The 16,588-nt window shown below is 72.0% G+C and carries 16 protein-coding genes and 1 pseudogene; 10 read left to right on the top strand and 7 right to left on the bottom strand.

What is annotated here, in order from left to right; all coding sequences use genetic code 11:
• Both ACZ7GJ_RS21865 and ACZ7GJ_RS21870 read right to left on the bottom strand, forming a co-directional pair.
• Window positions 1-354 (bottom strand): hypothetical protein (locus ACZ7GJ_RS21865; protein ID WP_470753910.1); only part of this gene is annotated, 354 nt, incomplete at its 3' end.
• 63 nt (window positions 355-417) lie between these two features.
• Entirely contained in the window at window positions 418-594 is a 177-nt protein-coding gene (locus ACZ7GJ_RS21870; RefSeq protein ID WP_470753912.1) for a hypothetical protein, read from the bottom strand.
• Window positions 595-783: 189 nt separating this feature from the next.
• Here ACZ7GJ_RS21870 and ACZ7GJ_RS21875 point away from each other — a divergent pair, with 189 nt between their 5' ends.
• The 3 genes and pseudogenes from ACZ7GJ_RS21875 (at window position 784) to ACZ7GJ_RS21885 (ending at window position 2,975) form a co-directional block, all read left to right on the top strand.
• The gene (locus ACZ7GJ_RS21875; RefSeq protein ID WP_470753915.1) at window positions 784-1,320 is read left to right on the top strand and encodes a GNAT family N-acetyltransferase; all 537 of its coding nucleotides are present in this window, start codon (window positions 784-786) and stop codon (window positions 1,318-1,320) included.
• Between the two features lie 50 nt (window positions 1,321-1,370).
• Complete coding sequence (locus ACZ7GJ_RS21880; protein WP_470753918.1) at window positions 1,371-2,465, top strand: hypothetical protein; 1,095 nt, start codon at window positions 1,371-1,373, stop codon at window positions 2,463-2,465.
• A gap of 118 nt (window positions 2,466-2,583) precedes the next feature.
• Window positions 2,584-2,975 (top strand): annotated as a pseudogene (locus ACZ7GJ_RS21885) (very short patch repair endonuclease).
• A gap of 839 nt (window positions 2,976-3,814) precedes the next feature.
• Here ACZ7GJ_RS21885 and ACZ7GJ_RS21890 read toward each other — a convergent pair.
• Together ACZ7GJ_RS21890 and ACZ7GJ_RS21895 are read right to left on the bottom strand one after the other, a co-directional pair.
• Window positions 3,815-5,536: a GmrSD restriction endonuclease domain-containing protein gene (locus ACZ7GJ_RS21890; protein WP_470753921.1), complete on the bottom strand. Its 1,722-nt coding sequence runs from the start codon at window positions 5,534-5,536 to the stop codon at window positions 3,815-3,817.
• Window positions 5,537-5,586: 50 nt separating this feature from the next.
• Window positions 5,587-6,588 carry an SEC-C domain-containing protein gene (locus ACZ7GJ_RS21895; RefSeq protein WP_470753924.1) on the bottom strand — a complete coding sequence of 334 codons (1,002 nt, stop codon included), beginning with the start codon at window positions 6,586-6,588 and terminating at the stop codon, window positions 5,587-5,589.
• A gap of 56 nt (window positions 6,589-6,644) precedes the next feature.
• Here ACZ7GJ_RS21895 and ACZ7GJ_RS21900 point away from each other — a divergent pair, with 56 nt between their 5' ends.
• From ACZ7GJ_RS21900 to ACZ7GJ_RS21925, 6 genes are all read left to right on the top strand, one after another.
• Window positions 6,645-7,445, top strand: a complete 801-nt coding sequence (locus ACZ7GJ_RS21900) for a class E sortase (RefSeq protein ID WP_470753926.1) — start codon at window positions 6,645-6,647, stop codon at window positions 7,443-7,445.
• A gap of 9 nt (window positions 7,446-7,454) precedes the next feature.
• Window positions 7,455-7,691, top strand: a complete 237-nt coding sequence (locus ACZ7GJ_RS21905) for a DUF3311 domain-containing protein (protein WP_470753928.1) — start codon at window positions 7,455-7,457, stop codon at window positions 7,689-7,691.
• A 38-nt stretch (window positions 7,692-7,729) separates the two neighbouring features.
• Window positions 7,730-9,271, top strand: a complete 1,542-nt coding sequence (locus ACZ7GJ_RS21910) for a sodium:solute symporter family protein (protein WP_470754082.1) — start codon at window positions 7,730-7,732, stop codon at window positions 9,269-9,271.
• Window positions 9,272-9,375: 104 nt separating this feature from the next.
• Window positions 9,376-9,687 (top strand): DUF6412 domain-containing protein, encoded by a 312-nt coding sequence (locus ACZ7GJ_RS21915; protein ID WP_470754083.1) that lies wholly within the window; start codon window positions 9,376-9,378, stop codon window positions 9,685-9,687.
• A gap of 70 nt (window positions 9,688-9,757) precedes the next feature.
• Window positions 9,758-10,516: a YidC/Oxa1 family membrane protein insertase gene (locus ACZ7GJ_RS21920; RefSeq protein WP_470753930.1), complete on the top strand. Its 759-nt coding sequence runs from the start codon at window positions 9,758-9,760 to the stop codon at window positions 10,514-10,516.
• A 122-nt stretch (window positions 10,517-10,638) separates the two neighbouring features.
• Window positions 10,639-11,496, top strand: a complete 858-nt coding sequence (locus tag ACZ7GJ_RS21925) for a fumarylacetoacetate hydrolase family protein (RefSeq protein ID WP_470753933.1) — start codon at window positions 10,639-10,641, stop codon at window positions 11,494-11,496.
• A 76-nt stretch (window positions 11,497-11,572) separates the two neighbouring features.
• On the opposite strand, the gene ACZ7GJ_RS21930 is transcribed toward ACZ7GJ_RS21925, so the two are convergent.
• Together ACZ7GJ_RS21930 and ACZ7GJ_RS21935 are read right to left on the bottom strand one after the other, a co-directional pair.
• Window positions 11,573-12,763, bottom strand: a complete 1,191-nt coding sequence (locus ACZ7GJ_RS21930; RefSeq protein WP_470753934.1) for an ALF repeat-containing protein — start codon at window positions 12,761-12,763, stop codon at window positions 11,573-11,575.
• Between the two features lie 85 nt (window positions 12,764-12,848).
• A complete protein-coding gene (locus ACZ7GJ_RS21935) occupies window positions 12,849-13,946 on the bottom strand; it encodes a Gfo/Idh/MocA family protein (RefSeq protein ID WP_470753936.1) in 1,098 nt (365 codons plus the stop codon).
• Window positions 13,947-14,002: 56 nt separating this feature from the next.
• Here ACZ7GJ_RS21935 and ACZ7GJ_RS21940 point away from each other — a divergent pair, with 56 nt between their 5' ends.
• Window positions 14,003-15,115 (top strand): ROK family transcriptional regulator, encoded by a 1,113-nt coding sequence (locus tag ACZ7GJ_RS21940; RefSeq protein ID WP_470753938.1) that lies wholly within the window; start codon window positions 14,003-14,005, stop codon window positions 15,113-15,115.
• A 405-nt stretch (window positions 15,116-15,520) separates the two neighbouring features.
• Here ACZ7GJ_RS21940 and ACZ7GJ_RS21945 read toward each other — a convergent pair whose 3' ends face one another.
• Complete coding sequence (locus tag ACZ7GJ_RS21945; RefSeq protein ID WP_470753940.1) at window positions 15,521-16,255, bottom strand: hypothetical protein; 735 nt, start codon at window positions 16,253-16,255, stop codon at window positions 15,521-15,523.
• Window positions 16,256-16,588: the final 333 nt, after the last annotated feature.

Consider the following 16,588-nt stretch of genomic DNA (forward strand, 5'->3'; position numbering starts at 1 on the left):
GGGGGTGGGGTGTGTGGGGGTGGGGGCGGCCCGCCCCGGACCGGCCCCCCCCCCCCCCCCGCGGTCGGCGACGACCCAGGCGGCGGTGGCCACGACCGCGGTGGCCCCGAGTACCGCCGGCCAGGCGCCGACCTTCTTGGCCAGCGGGTGCGCGCCCGCGAACCCGGCGAGGTACAGCGCGCCGAGCCCGGCCGCGGCGGGGGCGCCGCCGCTGCGGTGCCACTCCCGTCCGGCGGCGATCCCGGCGGCGGCGAGGACGACACCGCCGAGGGGTCGCCTCTTGGACCACCGGGCGACGGCGTAGCCGCCGACCAGACCGGCGGCCGCCACTGCGGAACTGGGTACGCGAGCCATGCCAACTCCCTCGTTCGTCTTGTCTGATGAATCGCTCAATGATTGATGAATCGCCCTACGAGGCTAACGGGACCGCTTGGCCACCCGGCGGGCACCCAGTCCCGCCAGGACGATCACGGCCCCGCCGATCACGGTGTTCGGCACCGATTCCTGCACGGTGCGGGGCAGCAGGGCCACCAGGCCCAGTACGAGAAGAAACGCGAGCGCGCACCAGCCGGCGGCCCGAAACAGTCTGTCCACGGGCTGCTCAACGCCCCCGTCGGGTTTCCCGACACGGAGGACGGGGAGGGGATTTGTCGCACACTCGCCGGATCCGTGCGATGTAGGACCCTGGAACGCGACTGGCATAAATTCACTCTCCCCACCCAAACGGGCAAACCACCCCCACCCCTCCCCTTCTCACACATCGACATCAGGAGCTCGGACATCGTGATCTGCTACGGACAGGCCGTCCTCGACCTCGCGGACGAACTGGTCGACGCCTACGCCGACGTCTTCTCCGCCCCGCCGTGGAACGAGGACGAAGAAACCATTCGCCAGTTCGCGATCCGCCTCCAGGCCGACGCCCGGCGCCGTGGCTTCCGTACCGCCCTCGCCCAGTCCGCGGCGGGCATCGACGGCTTCGCCACGGGCTGGATCACCCCCGCGGCCTTCCCCAAGAACCGCGCGTACGCCCAGGTCGCGGCGCAGCTCGGGCCGGACCGGGTGAAGCAGCTCCTGACGGGTGCGCTGGAGATAGACGAACTCGCCGTACGCCCCTACGCGCGCGGCCACGGCACCGGCCGGACCCTGCTCACGGAGATCACCGCCGACGCCCCGGACCAGCGCGCCTGGCTCCTGACCTCCCGCCTGGCGGCGGACACGGTGGCCACCTACCGCCGCCTGGGCTGGCACGAGGTCCCGGCCCTGCCGGGTACGGAGACGGGCGTGGTCGTCTTCCTCTCGCCCCACCACCCGAACCGCTAGCGGGCACCTCCGAGGGGTGTCCGGTCGATCGGGCCGGGCATAACCCGCGCATGATCACGACGCAGCGCACAACGCACCCGGCACACCCGACAGGTTCGGCACACAAGGCGCACCCGGCACACAAGGCGCACCCGGCACACAAGGCGGCCGGCGAGACGGCCCGCATCGCGCGCCGCCAGCTCAACCTCGCGACCCGCCACCAACTCACCACCGCAGCCGGCGTCCCCGCCGGCACCCTCACCTCCCGTACCCGCCCCGGCGGGCCCTGGCAGCGGTTACTGCCGCGCGTGTACCTCCTCCAGACCTGCCCGCCCGACCACCGTCAACGCGCCCTCGCCGCCGTCCTGTACGCCGCCGAGCCCGTCGCGGACCCGCTGTCCGGCGACACCGCCGCCCTCACCGGCGGCGCCGCGCTGGCCCTGCTCGGCATCGGCGACGCCCCCGACACCCCGGCGGACGTCCTGATCCGCGCCCCGCGCCGGCTCGGGGCCACCCCGTACGCCCGCCCGCTGCCGACCAGCCGGTGGCCCCGTACCATCGCCGTCCGCGGCATCCCGAGCACCCGCCCGGTCCGCGCGGCCGCGGACTACGCCGCCCGCGCCGAGGACCCCGACCGCATCCGCTCGACGCTGGCCCACGTGGTCCAGGCCGGCTGGTGCCACCCGCAGGACCTGTACGCCGAACTGCGCGCGGCCCGCCTCCTGGCCCGGCCCGCGGTCCGCGCGGCCGCGGCGGAACTGCTCGTCGGCGTCCGCTCGTTCGCCGAGGCCCGGGCCCGCGACACCCTGACGGCGACCGACCTGCCGACCCCGCTCTGGAACGCCCGCCTCCACACCCCGGACGGCACCTTCCTGGCGAGCCCCGACGCCTATTGGCCCGACGAGGGCGTGGCCCTGGAGATCGACTCCGCGGAGTACCACTACACACGCGACGCCTGGCACGCCACACTCCGCCGCCGCCTCCGCCTGGAGTCCCACGGCATCCTCGTGGTCAGCGCGACCCCCTCGATGATCCGCGACACCCCCGAACAAGTCCTCGCAGCCCTCCGCACCCTCCTCACCCTCCTCACCCTGGCCACCACCCGCCCCACCCCACCCACAGCCCAAGCCCGCGGCCACCAACAACTCCAGCTGTTCAGGTGCTAGGAGAAGGGTTCAAGACGGCAGCTACACTCCGGTTCCCATGAGCGACCAGTCGCAACAGGGCATTCCCTGGGCCCCGCCGCCGGGCTCCTGGGCCTCGTCGGCAGCGAACCGCCGGAGCATGCGCGGCAATCGGAGCAGGGACACTTCGCCTGAGCGGGCGCTGCGGTCCCTCCTCCATGCGAAGGGGCTGAGGTACCGGTGGCGGCCAAGCCGCTCCCGGGCATGAGGAGAACCGCCGACCTGGTTTTCCGGCCGACGAAGGTGGCCGTGTTTATCGACGGCTGTTTCTGGCACGGCTGTCCGGAGCACTTCGTGGCCCCGAAGACCAACCCCGACTACTGGCGGGACAAGATCGGCGGCAAATTCCGGCGGGACCGGGAGACTGATGCGCGGCTCGCTGCCGAGGGATGGCTGGTCCTGCGATTCTGGGAGCACGAGGGCGCGGCCGGCTGTGCGAAGGTGGTGGCGGACGCCGTCAGCGCACGCCGTACGCGGCGCGCTAGGAGCTGATCGCTGTCCGTGAGGCCACTGAGCCCCTGTAGCCGAAAGGCGTCGCCTTCGGCGAAGAGGGAGCCTGACACTGCATGTCATCCGACCCCGCTGCGCCTTCGCCCTTGAAGTCGTACCCCCTGATGAGTCCGCTCTGGTGCTCGGGTCGAAGCACTGCGGCGATAGCGAGGCCACTGTTCCCGCCACCGGCGGCGGGAACGCATTGCCTACTTGCCTGTCCTGAGCAGTCTTGCCGCCTGAGAACGTCCGGCCTTCGAGGAGTTCGAAGGCGCGGTCTCGGAGGGCGCACACCTTTGCAGAACAGCGGCTCGACGGCCGGTTGAGATACGCAATGACGAGGCGGCGGATGTCAGCTTCCAGCTGCTCCAGCGTGCGTGGTCCCACGTTGCTGCCCTGTGCCTTTGCCGCGAGATGCGCCGACTCATGCGCCGCCGCCATGACCACGTCTTCAAGGCCGTACGCGGATGGATCCACCGCATTGCGATCGTCAGCCGCTGGGTGGTGCGGCGAGGCCACAGGCTTGGACTCTGCAGGTCCGAGGAGTCGGGCAGCCGGGATGCGCGGGAACACGAACTCCAGGACGCGGCGGGCGACGGTCTCCTGGGTCCGGACCTCGCCGTGCGCGTACCGGAAGAACTGCCGGCTCCTCGAATGTCGCGGTCGCGATCGGGGGCCCCTCCAGCTCGGCTAGCTGCTTGGCCGCCTGCCCGTAGCGCCGCTTGAAGGCTTGGTAGTCCTGCCATGCCCGTGCCCCGCCGCCGGCACCCCCTACCCACGAGCCACTTCAGAACGCAGATTGCCGCCAGCCAAAGCTGACGACAACTCACAAGACGTCGGGGTTAGTGAGTTGCATCGCGCTGGATCGTCTTTCCAGTGGCCTCTTCGATGAGCTGGATGACGATCTCCAATCGCTCATCGAGGAACATCGTGTAATCGTCCTCCAGGAGCCCGCCGGCCTGCTGACTGGAGATGGCATGGGATGCCAGCACGTCCGCCAGCCTCTGCTCGCCGTATGCGGTCTTCATCTTCTCGATGTACACGCTGGGGGCGTTGCTCGCGATGATGCGATTCGTCTCCCCGTCGATGAGGGAGCGGTTGAGCATCAGCTCGGAACTCTCCGAACCGTGCTGCTTGGCCAGGTACGCCTTCGGGAAGATGTGGTGGGACTCGGCCTCGAGGGCACGGTTGGCCGTCATGCTCTGCCCAGTATGGAAGTCGGCAGCCTTATTCTTGACGAGCAGGCAGATCAGCCCTGAGTAGAGGGCCTTGCGCCGCACCGTCGCCGTGCGCAGAGTTGTGGCGTTGATGTGCAGATCGTCAATTACCTCCGGCGCCTCGCCCTCGCCGGTGCCGATCCACTTCGCGAGACGTGAGTAATCGGCGCCCATTTGACTGTTGGCGCCTTGGTCGTAGTTGGTTGTGAAAGTGCTAGCCCAGAAGAACTGCTGGAGTCGACGCAGCGCCTGGGACCGCTCCAGCGGCTTCAGTTCTTTCTGTTGGTCCCATACGGCCGCCATGGGGGTGAGGATCATCCCGTACGGGAGCCATTTCTGGGAGGTGACACCACAATCCGACTGAATCATGTCGATCACACCCGCGAAGCCTGCGGTGGTGCTCGCCCAGTGGTTCTTGATGTCATCGCCACTTAGCTTTTTCAGAACGTCTGACCGCTGCGCAGTTCCGCGGACCCGCAGGCAAATCGCCTGGAGTACGTTGTACGGATCGATTCGAAAGTCCTTGAGGGCTCTATGGTTCGCCTCAGCCTCGTCCCAAAGGTCGCGAAGATTCACTCCCTGCGGGAAGAAGCGCGCTGTGAGGAGCTCGAAGGGTCCGAGTGGTTTTCCTGTCCGGTTCAACGTCTCGAAGATGGTGCAAACCGCGTCCATGGAGGTCGAACTGGGAAGCGTCAACACAGGCAGGCCGTATGTCTTCAGGGGGCTGATGTATTTGTCGCGCATTTCCCGGTAGAGGCTTTTTGCTTCCCTTGCGGTGAGGGGGAGTTTCGGGTCTTCTCCTATGGTATCCGCATAGTCGTCCAACCAGTCGTCGAACTGGTGCACCGCAGCGATGGGGAGCTGGGATGGGATCAGTGGCTGGCTACGGCGACCCGCCTTCGCTACGGCCGGCATCGAGAAAATTGCCTTCTCGAAGTCGACGTCCGGCACCTCGCGCACGCGCCGGGACGGGATATCGACAAACTCGTCGACGTTGATGAAGTATCGCTCGTCGCCCGATCCAGTCAGGGCTTGGTAGAGGGAGGTGAGGCGCTGCTGCCCGTCGAGGACGAGCACCGAAGGAGGGTTGTTGGACGAGGTCGGGGCGCCGTCGAAGCTCCGACTAGCGAAGGTCTGCCCCTCTCCTTGCTCCCAGAAGAGGAGCGTCCCGACAGGGTAGCGTGACATGATGGAGCCGAGGAGTTCGGCGGTGCGAGCGGAATCCCATACGAAGTCACGTTGGAAATCGGGGAGAGCGATTTCTCGACTTTGGATTCGGGTCACAATATTCAGTACCTGAAGCGGGTTGGTCTGAAAGATCGGGTCCGACTCGTATGCGCTGGTCATGGATTCCTTTATGATGGGAACTGTCTAGCTGGGAAGAGCCTGGCCTTCTGTTACGCGCTCGTGCCGTGGCACTCCGCGTACGGCTTGCCCGAGGTGCACCAGCAGGGGTCGGTGCCCGTCGGGGGCCAGGGGGTGGCTTTGCCGCGGGCGGCCAGGGTGGTGGCGTACTCCGCCAGGAGGGACGGGGAGGCCGGGGAGGTCTTCTCCGAGGCGGCGAAGGCCTCGTACGAGGGGACGCTCGCGGTGACGATGCCGAGGTTCGTCGTGCCCGAGGCGGCCAGGGCGCGCAAGGAGGACTCGATCTGCGCGAGGTGGGCCTCGTGCGAGGGGTACTCCGCCGCCAGGGTGGGGTACGACGTCAGGAGCTCGGCCAGCTCGCGCTGCGGCCAGTGCAGGAGCGCGACGGGGAAGGGCCGCGAGAGGGCGGCCCGGCGGTCGCCCAACTCGGCGCGCAGGCGGGCGATCTCGGCGCGCAGCTCGGCCGGGTCGTCGGAGCCCAGGGCCCAGATGCGCTTCGGGTCGTGCAGTTCGTCCAGCGGGATCGGGCCGATGTGACGGGTGTCGGCGACCATGTCCCAGTCGTCGTGCGGGAGCCCGAGCAGGCGCCGGACCCGGTGGCGGCCCGTGAGGAGCGCGGTGGTCGCCCGGGTGAGGGGGGCGTTGTCGGGGATCAGGAGGGTCACCGCCTCCGTGAAGCAGTCGTGCGAGGCCTCCAACTCGTCGTGTGCCTCCAGGGCTTCGGCGATGACCTCCCAGGGGGCCGGGTCCGCGGGGGCCGCCGCGCGGATGCCCTGGATGAGGGCGCGGGCCTCGGGCTCGTGGCCGTACTCCCAGAGGTTGGCCGCCTGAAGTGCCTTGATCAGGTGGGGGTCGGCGGGTGAAGCGGCGAGGAGCTGGTCGTACAGCGCGCTGGCGCGGTCCCGCGCGTCGCCCAGTTCGAGGTGGGCGGCGGCCTGGAGGAGCAGGGGCTCCTGGTCCTCGGGGTAGCGGGTCGCCGTGCGGATGAGGCGCTCGGCTTCGGCGATGTGCTCGGCAGGCGTGTCGGGGCGCATGGTTCACACCGTACTGCTGCTGGTCAGTTGACGGGGGAGGACTTAAGGTGCGGGCCGTGCGGGATCACGTGCGGGTGGTGGTGCAGGGCCGCGGCCGGCGGGTGCGCCGGGCGGGTCTCGTGGGACTGCTGTGGGTGTGCGCCGAGGTGGCCGTCACGGTGGGCGTGGTGGTGTTGTTGCTGGTGGTGCACCAGGTGTGGTGGACCAACCGGCAGGCCCTCGCCGCCGCGCACGAGCGGGTCGGCCAGCTGGAGCGAGAGTGGAGCGACCTTCCGCCGGTTCTGCCGGCCCCGTCCGACTCGTCGGACCCGCCACCGGCTCCGGTCGATCCGTCTTCCGTTCCCGATCCCACTCCTGTGGCGCCCGCCGCCGAATCCCCCGCCCCCGCCGCCCCCGCCGCCCCCAAGCCCCGGCCGCGGGAGTCGGCGTACGGGGTCCTGCGCATCCCGCGCCTCGGCGTCGTCGTGCCGATCGCCCAGGGGGTCGACAAGCGCACCGTGCTGGACAAGGGGTACGCCGGGCACTACGCCGGGACCGCGCAGCCCGGAGCGCAGGGGAACTTCGCGCTCGCCGGGCACCGCAACACGCACGGGGAGCCGTTCCGGTACATCAACCGGCTGCGGGCGGGGGACGAGGTCCTCGTCGACGTGCGGGGCAAGAGGTACACGTACGTCGTGGGGAAGGTGCTCGCCGAGACGACCGAGCGGGACACCGGGGTCATCGCGCCCGTGCCGCGGAGCAGCGTCAAGCCGGAGTACGGCTACAGCGCGCCCGGGGCGTACATCACGCTCACCACCTGCACGCCCGAGTACACCTCCAAGTACCGCCTGGTGGTCTGGGGGACCCTCAAGTCCTAGGGTGGGGCGGTGCGTCGGAATCGGGTGAAACGTCCTCAGTTGCTGTGGCTGGGTGTGCCGTTCGTGCTGTTCTGCGGGGCGCTGCCGCTGGTGAACCGGGTGGAGCCGCTGGTGTTCGGGCGGGTGCCGTTCCTGCTGGCGTGGTTGGTCGGGGCGACTCTTGTGACCCCGTTCGCCGTCTGGCGGACCTGGCGCGGTGACCACGGCGGTGATCACGGCGGTAGCCGCGGCGGTGGCCGCCCGTGAGTGCGGCGGCCGTGGCGACCTCCGTCTTCGCCGTGTTCATGGTCGCGACCGTCGTGCTCGGGCTGCTCGCCGTACGGGGAGGCGGCGGCGGGGGCGGGCTCGCCGAGTGGTCGGTGGGCGGGCGTTCGCTGGGGACCGTGTTCATCTGGGTCCTGATGGCGGGCGAGGGCTACACCAGCTTCAGCTATCTCGGCGCCGCCGGCTGGGGGTACAACTACGGGGCCCCGGTCATGTACGTGGTCGCGTACATGTCCTGCGGATACGCCCTCGGCTACGTGGTCGGGCCGATGCTGTGGGACTACGCCCGGCGCCACGGGCTCGTCGGGATCACCGACATGGTCGCCCACCGCTACCGGCGGCCCTGGCTGGGCGCGGCCGTGGCCGTGCTGGCCACGGTCTTTCTGCTGCCCTACATCCAGCTCCAGATCACCGGAATGGGCGTCGTCGTCTCCACGGTGACGTACGGGGCCGTGTCGCTGGAGTGGGCCTACTTCGTCGCCTTCGCCGTGACCACCGGCTTCGTCGTGGTCAGCGGGCTGCGCGGCAGCGCGTGGGTGTCGGTGCTCAAGGACGTGCTGGTCATCGGCACGCTCGGGTTCCTGGCGGTCTACGTCCCGGTCCACTACTTCGGCGGGTACGGGGAGCTGTTCGACCGGCTCGTGGAGCAGCGGCCGCAGTGGCTGACGCTGCCCGGCCACGGGAGCCTCGGGGCGGACGCCCAGGGGGCGGGCGGTCGGGGGAACCTGGGGACGGCGTGGTTCGCCTCCACCACCGTCCTCAACGCGCTGACCGTCGTCATCTTCCCGACCACGGTGGCGGGGTACCTCGGCGCGCGCGACGCGGACGCGCTGCGCCGCAACGCGATCCTGCTGCCCGCCTACAACGTGCTGCTGTTCGTGCCGATGCTGCTGGGCATGGCCGCGCTGTTCGTGGTGCCGGGGCTGGCGGGCGCGGACTCCAACCTCGCGCTGTTCAGGCTGATCGTGGACCTGCTGCCGGCGTGGGCGGTCGGGCTGATCGGGGTGGCGGCGGCGCTGTCGTCGATCGTGCCGATGGCGGTGTTCATGCTGGTGATCGGGACGATGTGGGGGCGCAGCGTGCTCTCGCTCGCGCCGCGCTGGAGTTCGGGGGAGCGGCAGAAGCTCGCCTCGCAGGTGGTCGTGGTGGCGGTCGGGTCGGTGGCGCTGGTGATGACGTACGTCGCCCCCAACACGCTCGTGCGCCTGTCGCTCGTCTCCTACGAGGGCATGGCACAACTGGTGCCGATGCTGCTGCTGGGGCTGGTGTGGCGGCGGTTGACGACGGCCGGCGCGCTGAGCGGGCTGCTCGTGGGGGTCGGGGTGGTCTGCGCGCTGGTCTTCACGGGCAACGACCCCGCCTGGGGCGTGAACGCGGGCATGGTCGCGCTCGCCGCGAACCTCGCGGTGGCTCTGGCGGTGACCTGGCTCGGGCCGCGCGAGACGGGGGACGGGCGGCCGGACGAGGAGGTGCTGGCCCGCGATCCGCAGCCAGGGGCGGGGCCGGGGGACGCCGCGGGGTCCGGGGCCGGGGCCGTGCCGGTTGTCAGTGGATCCGGCTAGTATCGACAGCGAGTGTCCGATCTCGTACGGGAGTTCGTACGCGGGAGTGGGAGGGGGCGGTTCGCATGGCTCAACACAGCAGCGGGCGCTCGCTGTCGTTCCTGATGTTCAACGGGGCCTCCCGGATACCGGCCCTGCTGGTCTCGCTGCTCCTGCTCGGCGGAGTCCTCGGGCTCTGCCTCGGGGAGGGCGGCCTGGGCGCGCTGGGCGCCGCCGTGGTCGCCCTCGCGGCCACCGTCGCCGTGGGTTCCGCCGCGCTGGCCGCGCGTCTCGTACGGCCCGTGCCGCCGCACCGAATACGCACCGCGATCCGTGATCGCGAACAGCGCACGGCGTTCCTGCCGCAGCGCGATCCCGACGCCTCGGGCCGGTCGCGGCCCAGGGCTCCCGGCCGTCTGGTCCTGACGGCCGCGTAGGGGCGCGCAGTACTTCTCGCCTTCTGCTGACTGATCACTGTTGTCGCCCCTCGCGGGTCGTCACGCCGAAATGCACCTCTTTTCGACGTTCGACGAGACCCTTCGGAGGGCCCGCGTGTCCGTTTTCACTCATCTTGTTGCCGAGCTGGGCCGGCTCCTGGAGCCGGCGCTGGCCGGGTCCGCGACCGCTGCCGCGATCGTGCTGTTCACCGTTCTCGTACGGCTCGCCCTGCACCCGCTGAGCCGTGCCGCCTTCCGCGGGGCGACGCCTGCGGCGGGCTGCCTGCCCGTACTGCTCCAACTGCCGGTGTTCTTCGTGATGTACCAGGCGTTCTCCTCCGACCGGATCGGCGGGGCCGCCAATGAGCTGCTGGGCCACCGGCTGTTCGCCGCGCCGCTCGGGGCCCGGTGGACGGAGGCGCTCGGGGAGGGCGGCCTGTTCGGGGCGCAGGGGCTGGTGTTCCTCGGGCTGTTCGCGGTCATCGCGGCGGTGGCCGCGTGGAGCGCGGTACGGGGCCGGCGCGCGGCGGCGCTGGCTGCTGCCTCGGCGCCGGCCGCCGGCGCGGTGCCCGGGGGCCCTGCCGTGACCGCCGAGCAGCAGGAGCTCATGCGCAAGCTGGGCGGCGTACTGCCCCTGCTGTCGTTCGGGACGCTGATCACCGCTGCCGTCGTGCCGCTGGCCGCGGGGCTGTACCTGGTGACGACCACCGCCTGGTCGGTGGCGGAGCGCGCGTGGCTCCAGCACCGCAAGGACCGCAGGGAGCGCCAGGAGGGCGGGAGCCCACGCAAGGAGGCGCAGATCACCGGAGCTGGGCGTTCCAGTCTGTGAACAGGGTCTTGCGGATTGGTCCGACTTCTTGGAGGATCGACCAAATCCTCCGATGGCCGCAACCCATCGGCCGGCCCGGGCACGCCCATGGGCCGACCACCCTCGACCACGGGAGAATGCCCATGAAGCTGCTGCGTGTCGGACCCGTCGGGTCGGAGCGCCCCGCGCTGCTCGACCAGGACGGGACCCTGCGGGACCTGTCCGGCCTGATCACGGATGTGGACGGCGCACTCCTGGCCGACGGCTCCGTGCTGTCCCGGGTGCGGGACGCGGCGGTATCGGGCGAGCTTCCGGTCCTCGACGCCGAGGGGCTGCGCATCGGCGCGCCCGTCGGCCGCGTCGGCAAGATCGTGGGCATCGGCCTGAACTACTTCGGGCACGCGGCCGAGGTCGGCGCCGAGCCGCCGGCCGAGCCGATCCTGTTCCTCAAGGCCGCGGACACCGCGGGCGGCCCCGACGACACCGTGCTCATCCCGCGCGGCAGCGTGAAGACCGACTGGGAGGCCGAGCTCGGCGTCGTCATCGGCAGCACCGCCCGCTACCTGGACTCCGCGGCCGAGGGCCTCGCGCACGTCGGCGGCTACGTGCTCGTCAACGACGTCTCGGAGCGCGAGTTCCAGATCGAGCGCGGCGGCACCTGGGACAAGGGCAAGAACTGCGAGACCTTCACCCCGCTCGGCCCCTGGCTGGTCACGGCCGACGAGATCCCGGACCCGCAGGTCCTGGACGTGAAGCTGTGGGTCAACGGCGAGCTGAAGCAGGACGGCAACACCGCGGACCAGATCTTCCCGGTCGGCGAGGTCGTGCGGTACCTGAGCCAGTTCATGACGCTGTACCCGGGCGACGTCATCGTCACCGGGACCCCGGCCGGTGTGGCCATGGGTCAGCCGGAGCCGAAGCCGTACCTGCGCGCCGGTGACGTCGTGGAGCTGGAGATCGAGAACCTCGGCCGCCAGCGCCAGGAGTTCAAGGGCGCGTAAGCGCGGATAGCGGATATACGCAAGGGGTGGGACCGCCGACGGCGGTCCCACCCCTTGCGTATTCGTGCGCTGCCCGTCAGCCCTCGGCCGACATACGGCGACGGCGGCCCGCGAGCACGAGGCCCGCGCCCGCGGCGAGCGCGGCGGCGCTGCCGCCCGCGATCCAGGCGTTCTCATCGCCGGCGCCGGTCTGGGCGAGTGAACCGGAGCCGCCTGCCGGGGTCACCTTGGTGTTGCCACTGGTGGTGGTGACGTTGCCGGTTCCGGTGGCCACGGCCGGCTTGGCACCGGCGGTGTTGCCCGTGTTGCCCGTGTTGCCCGTGTCCGGCTTGCCGGTCTGGCCCTCGGCGGCCTTGTCCTTGGCGCGCGCCTCGTGCTGCCCGACCTTCAGGAAGTCGGCGCGGGCCTCGGGGGTGCCGTTCAGGGCGGCGAGGGCGGCCTTGTTCAGCTCCGCACCCGTTTCCTTGCTGATGATCGAGAGGATGGCCACCCGGTTGTCCGTGTCGCGCAGCTGGTGCTGCGTGGTCTTCACGAACTCGCGCAGCTGCGCGGGGCTCGGGTTGCCTTCGAGGAGCTTGATGATGCCCTCCTTCAGGCCCGGCCCGGCGGCGCCCAGCATCCGGAGCACCGCCACCCGGTCGTCCTCCGCCCGGACCTTGTGCTGCCCGGTCGCGACGAACTCGCGGACCTGCTCGCGCGTGCCGCTGCTCAGCAGGAGGTTGACCGCCTCGGTGACGCCCCGGCCGGCGCCGTCCAGCATCCGCGCCAGCTCGACCCGGTCGTCCTCGAAGCGGGCCACGTGCTGCCCGTTCTTGAGGAACTCGGTGAAAGCGGCCTGTGTGTTCGTGTCGAAGGCCCGCTGGGCCGCGCGCTTCACGGCGGTGCCGCCGGCCTCTGCGATCCGCGCGGTCCGTATCCGGTCGTCGTCGAGCTGCTCCCGGGCCCACTCGACCTCAAGGAAGTGCCGCATCTGCGCGGCCGTCCCCTGGAGGGCCTTCTCGGCCGCCTTGCGTACGCCCGACCCGCTGGCCGGGTCCCTCAGGATCGCCTCTATCGCGGCCCGGTCCCTCGCGGCCTGCGGGTCCTCGGCCGTCTGCTCCGCGGCCCTGTCCGCGGTGTTCTCACCCTGGGGGAGCCGGTCGGGCACGGTCGAGCCCGAAGGCGCCACCGGCGACGTGGAGTCCGCGGCGAAGGCCGGGGAGGAGAGCAGGACGGCCGGGGCCATCGCCGCGGCGGCGACGACGGTTGCGATCCGGGGCAGCTTCAAAGCGGAATTCCATTCTTCACATGTGTGATGATCGATAGCCTGTCAAGAATAGATCGTTTTTCGGCCCCGGCGTGCGAACTTTCCGCTAAATGACGGCTTTCAGGTCGACGGCCACCCCGTCCCGGGACGACACGCGCGCCGCCTCCAGCACGGCCAGGCACTCGGCCGCCTCGCGCGCCGTGACCGGTGCCGGGCCGCCTTCGCGCAGCGCGGCCGCCACCGCCGCGTAGTACGCGGGGTAGTCGCCGTGCTCGGTCGGCACCGGGGTCCCGCCGCCGGTCGCCGGGGACTCCCCGGAGCCCAGGCGGCCCCACAGGTGCGGCGGCTCCTCGCCCCACAGCACGTCCGTGGCCGGCCGCAGCCCGTCCCGCAGGGCGGCTTCCTGCGGGTCGAGGCCGTACTTCACGTAGCCCGCCCGCGAGCCCAGGACGCGGAAGCGCGGACCCAGTTGGGCGGTGGTCGCGCTGACGTACAGGTGCGAGCGGACCCCGCTGGCATGCGTGAGGGCGATGAAGGTGTCGTCGTCCGCCTCGGCGCCCGGGCGGCGCACGTCGGTCTCCGCGTAGACCCGTACCGCCGGGCCGAACAGCACCAGCGCCTGGTCCACGACATGGCTGCCCAGGTCGTACAGGAGGCCGCCGATCTCCTCCGGTGCGCCGGACTCGCGCCAGCCGCCCTTGAGTTGCGGACGCCAACGCTCGAAGCGGGACTCGAAGCGCTGGATCTCGCCGAGTTCGCCCTCGGCGAGGAGGCGGCGCAGGGTGAGGAAGTCGTTGTCCCAGCGGCGGTTCTGGAAGACCGAGAGGAAGGTTCCGGTCCGGTCGGCCAGGTCGGCCAGTTCGCGGGCCTCGGCGGCGGTCGCGGCCAGCGGCTTGTCCACGACCACCGGGACTCCGGCGTTGAGGGCGGCGGTGGCGAGCGGGACGTGGGTCTTGTTGGGGGAGGCGATGACGACGAGGTCCAGGGCGGGGGCGCGCTCCCAGAGCTCGGCCGCGGAGTCGGCGGTCCGGGCGTCCGGGTACGCCTCGCGCACCTGGGCCCGGCGGTCCGGGTCGGAGGTGACGACGGTGTCGAGGACCAGGCCCTCGGTGGCGGTCACGAGGGGGGCGTGGAACACGGAACCGGCGAGTCCGTAGCCGATCAGTCCGACGCGGAGGGGGGTGCCGGGGGCGGTGTCGTTCATGGTGAACACTTTGGCAACAGTGTTGCCGAAGTGCAAGGAGGGTGGAGAATGGGCGGGTGAACAGGGGCGATGAGGGCGGCGGCGCGGGTGCGCGCGGGAGCGGTACGGGCGGTGGGCGCGGCGGGGTGAACCTGCCTGCGCTGCGCGGGCACAACGACGCGCTCGTGCTGGACCTGCTGCGCGGCGCCGGCCCTGCGGGACTGGGGCGCGGCGAGCTCGCGGGCCGTACGGGGCTCACCCCGCAGGCGGTCAGCAAGATCACGGCGCGGCTGCGTGCCGAGGGGCTGGTGGCGGAGGCCGGCCGCGAGCCCTCCACCGGCGGCAAGCCGCGCACGCTGCTGCGGCTCGCGCCGGGGGCCCGGCACGCGGTCGGGGTGCAGCTCGACCGCGACGAGCTCACGGCGGTACGGGTGGACCTGGCGGGCCGCGTCCTCGCGCGGTGGCGGGGTCCGCTGGACTTCGGGGCCGGTCCGGAGGCGGTCGTGGAAGCGGTCGTACGGGGAGTCGCGCGGGTGGCGGACCCCGCCGGGCCCCCGCTCGGGGTGGGGGTGGCGGCGCCGGGTCCGCTGGACTGGCGGGCCGGGGTGCTGGGGCGGGTCACCGGGTACCCGGAATGGGAGGGGTACCCGCTGCGGGAGGTCCTGGCGGGGCGGCTGGGGGCTCCGGTGCGGCTGGACAAGGACACCAACGCGGGTGCGGCGGCCGCGGCCGGCTTCGGCGACGGCTCCGCGGTGTACGTGCACGTCGGCACCGGGCTGGGCGCGGGACTCCGGCTGGGCGGCGAGGTGTACCGCGGGGCCCGTTCGGCGGCGGGGGAGTTCGGCCACCAGGTGCTGTCGCTGGACGGGCCGCCGTGCCGGTGCGGGGCGCAGGGCTGCGCGGAGGTGCTCTGCCTGGCCGCGGTGGCCCGCGGGGACTCGGCGCGGGCGGCACGGATCGTGGGCGAGGCCGCGGCGAACCTGGTCGCGCTGCTGGACGTGGACCGGGTGCTGCTGGGCGGGCGGGTGGTGGCGGCCGCCCCGGAGGCCTTCGTGGCCGGGGTCCGCGCGGTCCTGGCGGCCCGAGCCCTCACCCCGACCCCGCCCGAGGTCTCCCTGTCCCCGACGACCGTCGCCGAAGGCGCCGCAGAACTGGCCCTGTCCCCCTTCTTCGGCCACGGCCCCACGTAACCCGGGGCGCCGGCGCGGCGCCGCCGTGCTGTCGGCACCCTGTGCAGGTGTGCCCCGGGTGGCGTGCACTCGGGACTCGCGCCCGCCGGGCCATTGCGTGCCCCGGCCACGCCGCCTGCGCGGCCGGTGCCCCCGGGCCTCGGCTGTGCTGCCTTGCGTGGCGGCACCTTGCGCAGGTGTGCCCCGGTTGTGGTGGCCGTGCTGGGTGCACCTGGCAGTCGCGCACGCCGGGCCTTCGGCGCCCCGGACGCGCTGCCTTGCGCGGCGGCATCTCCGGGCCTCGGCCGTGCTGCCCGGCGCGGCGGCAGCCTGCGCAGCTGTGCCCCGGGGCCGCGCACTCGGCACTCGTGTCAGGGCTCCGGCCCGGGGCGCCACCCGCCGGCCACGCCGGGTGGCGACGGGGTGTCAGTGGTCGGAGGGGCGGCGCAGGCGGCGGGCGCCGAGGAGCAGGGCGCCGCCGGCGGCCAGGGCGGCCACCGCGCCGAACGCGTACGTCGTCTCGCGCGGCCCGGTGTGCGCGAGCGAGCCCGCCTCGCCGTCGTCCGGCCCTTCCACGGCGAACCGGTAGCCGCCGGCCTCGCCGATCCAGTCGCCGTCGTCGCCCTTGCGCTGCACGAGGGCCGCGTCGGCGACGGCCTCGCCGTGCGGGGCGTCGGAGGTGAAGGCGAGCCGGACCTTGACGGTCAGGGACCCGCCGGCACCGACGGTGAAACCTGAGAAGGCGTCGCCCCCGTCGAACACGGCGATGATCTCGTCGCGGTCGGTGCGCTCCATGCTGACGGGGAAGGTGCCGCCCTGGGTGTCGAACTCCATCCGGAAGTGCGCGGGCCGCAGCGCGCGGGCGGTGTCCGTGAACACCACCACGGGGTGGATGGCGCTGCACTCGCCGGCGGTGGTGTTGGTGAGGTCCAGGTACCAGCCCTGCGCGTCCCCGCCGGTCCGGTACACGGCCGGGCCGCCCCGGATCCGGGCTCCGATGGGGAACTGCGGGGCCTTCGCGTCCCCGCACGTGGCTTCCACGCGGGAGGGCAGCGCGGGCGCGGGGCGGGCTCCGCCGCCGGTGCCGATGTCCGCGGCCGCGGAGGATGCGGCGGCGGCGACCAGGACGGCGGCGAGGGCAAGGGCTTTGCGCAGTCGCATGGAGGGCCTCGCTACTCGCCGGACAGGACGATGGTCGGACCAGGCGACAATCACCCCGGCCTGCCCGCACCCTGCCACGCGTGCGCGACCCCCCTCCGCCGCCACGCCTGGATCACACGGGTTTACCCCCATTCGGCCACCCGGTCAACCCACCCCCAGCCCAACGCCCCGCCCCAGCACAGCACCGGGCGCCGCGGCAGCGGTGCGCAACGGCCCGGAGGCCTCCCCCACCCGGCCAGGCCCGCCCACGCCCCCGGAACCCCGCACGCCGATGCCCCGCCGCCGGGCCCGGCGCCCCCGCGCCCCGCGCCCCGCGCCCCGCACCCCGTGGCC

It is taken from the genome of Streptomyces sp. NPDC037242 (genome assembly GCF_055604165.1).

Bases quoted from the DNA above. Each gene is read 5' to 3' on its own strand.
- ACZ7GJ_RS21880 (WP_470753918.1), top strand. From the start codon at position 1,371: ATGATCACGACGCAGCGCACAACGCACCCGGCACACCCGACAGGTTCG.
- ACZ7GJ_RS21890 (WP_470753921.1), bottom strand. From the start codon at position 5,536: ATGACCAGCGCATACGAGTCGGACCCGATCTTTCAGACCAACCCGCTT.
- ACZ7GJ_RS21895 (WP_470753924.1), bottom strand. From the start codon at position 6,588: ATGCGCCCCGACACGCCTGCCGAGCACATCGCCGAAGCCGAGCGCCTC.
- ACZ7GJ_RS21910 (WP_470754082.1), top strand. From the start codon at position 7,730: ATGGTCGCGACCGTCGTGCTCGGGCTGCTCGCCGTACGGGGAGGCGGC.
- ACZ7GJ_RS21915 (WP_470754083.1), top strand. From the start codon at position 9,376: ATGTTCAACGGGGCCTCCCGGATACCGGCCCTGCTGGTCTCGCTGCTC.
- ACZ7GJ_RS21920 (WP_470753930.1), top strand. From the start codon at position 9,758: ATGCACCTCTTTTCGACGTTCGACGAGACCCTTCGGAGGGCCCGCGTG.
- ACZ7GJ_RS21925 (WP_470753933.1), top strand. From the start codon at position 10,639: ATGAAGCTGCTGCGTGTCGGACCCGTCGGGTCGGAGCGCCCCGCGCTG.
- ACZ7GJ_RS21935 (WP_470753936.1), bottom strand. From the start codon at position 13,946: ATGAACGACACCGCCCCCGGCACCCCCCTCCGCGTCGGACTGATCGGC.
- ACZ7GJ_RS21945 (WP_470753940.1), bottom strand. From the start codon at position 16,255: ATGCGACTGCGCAAAGCCCTTGCCCTCGCCGCCGTCCTGGTCGCCGCC.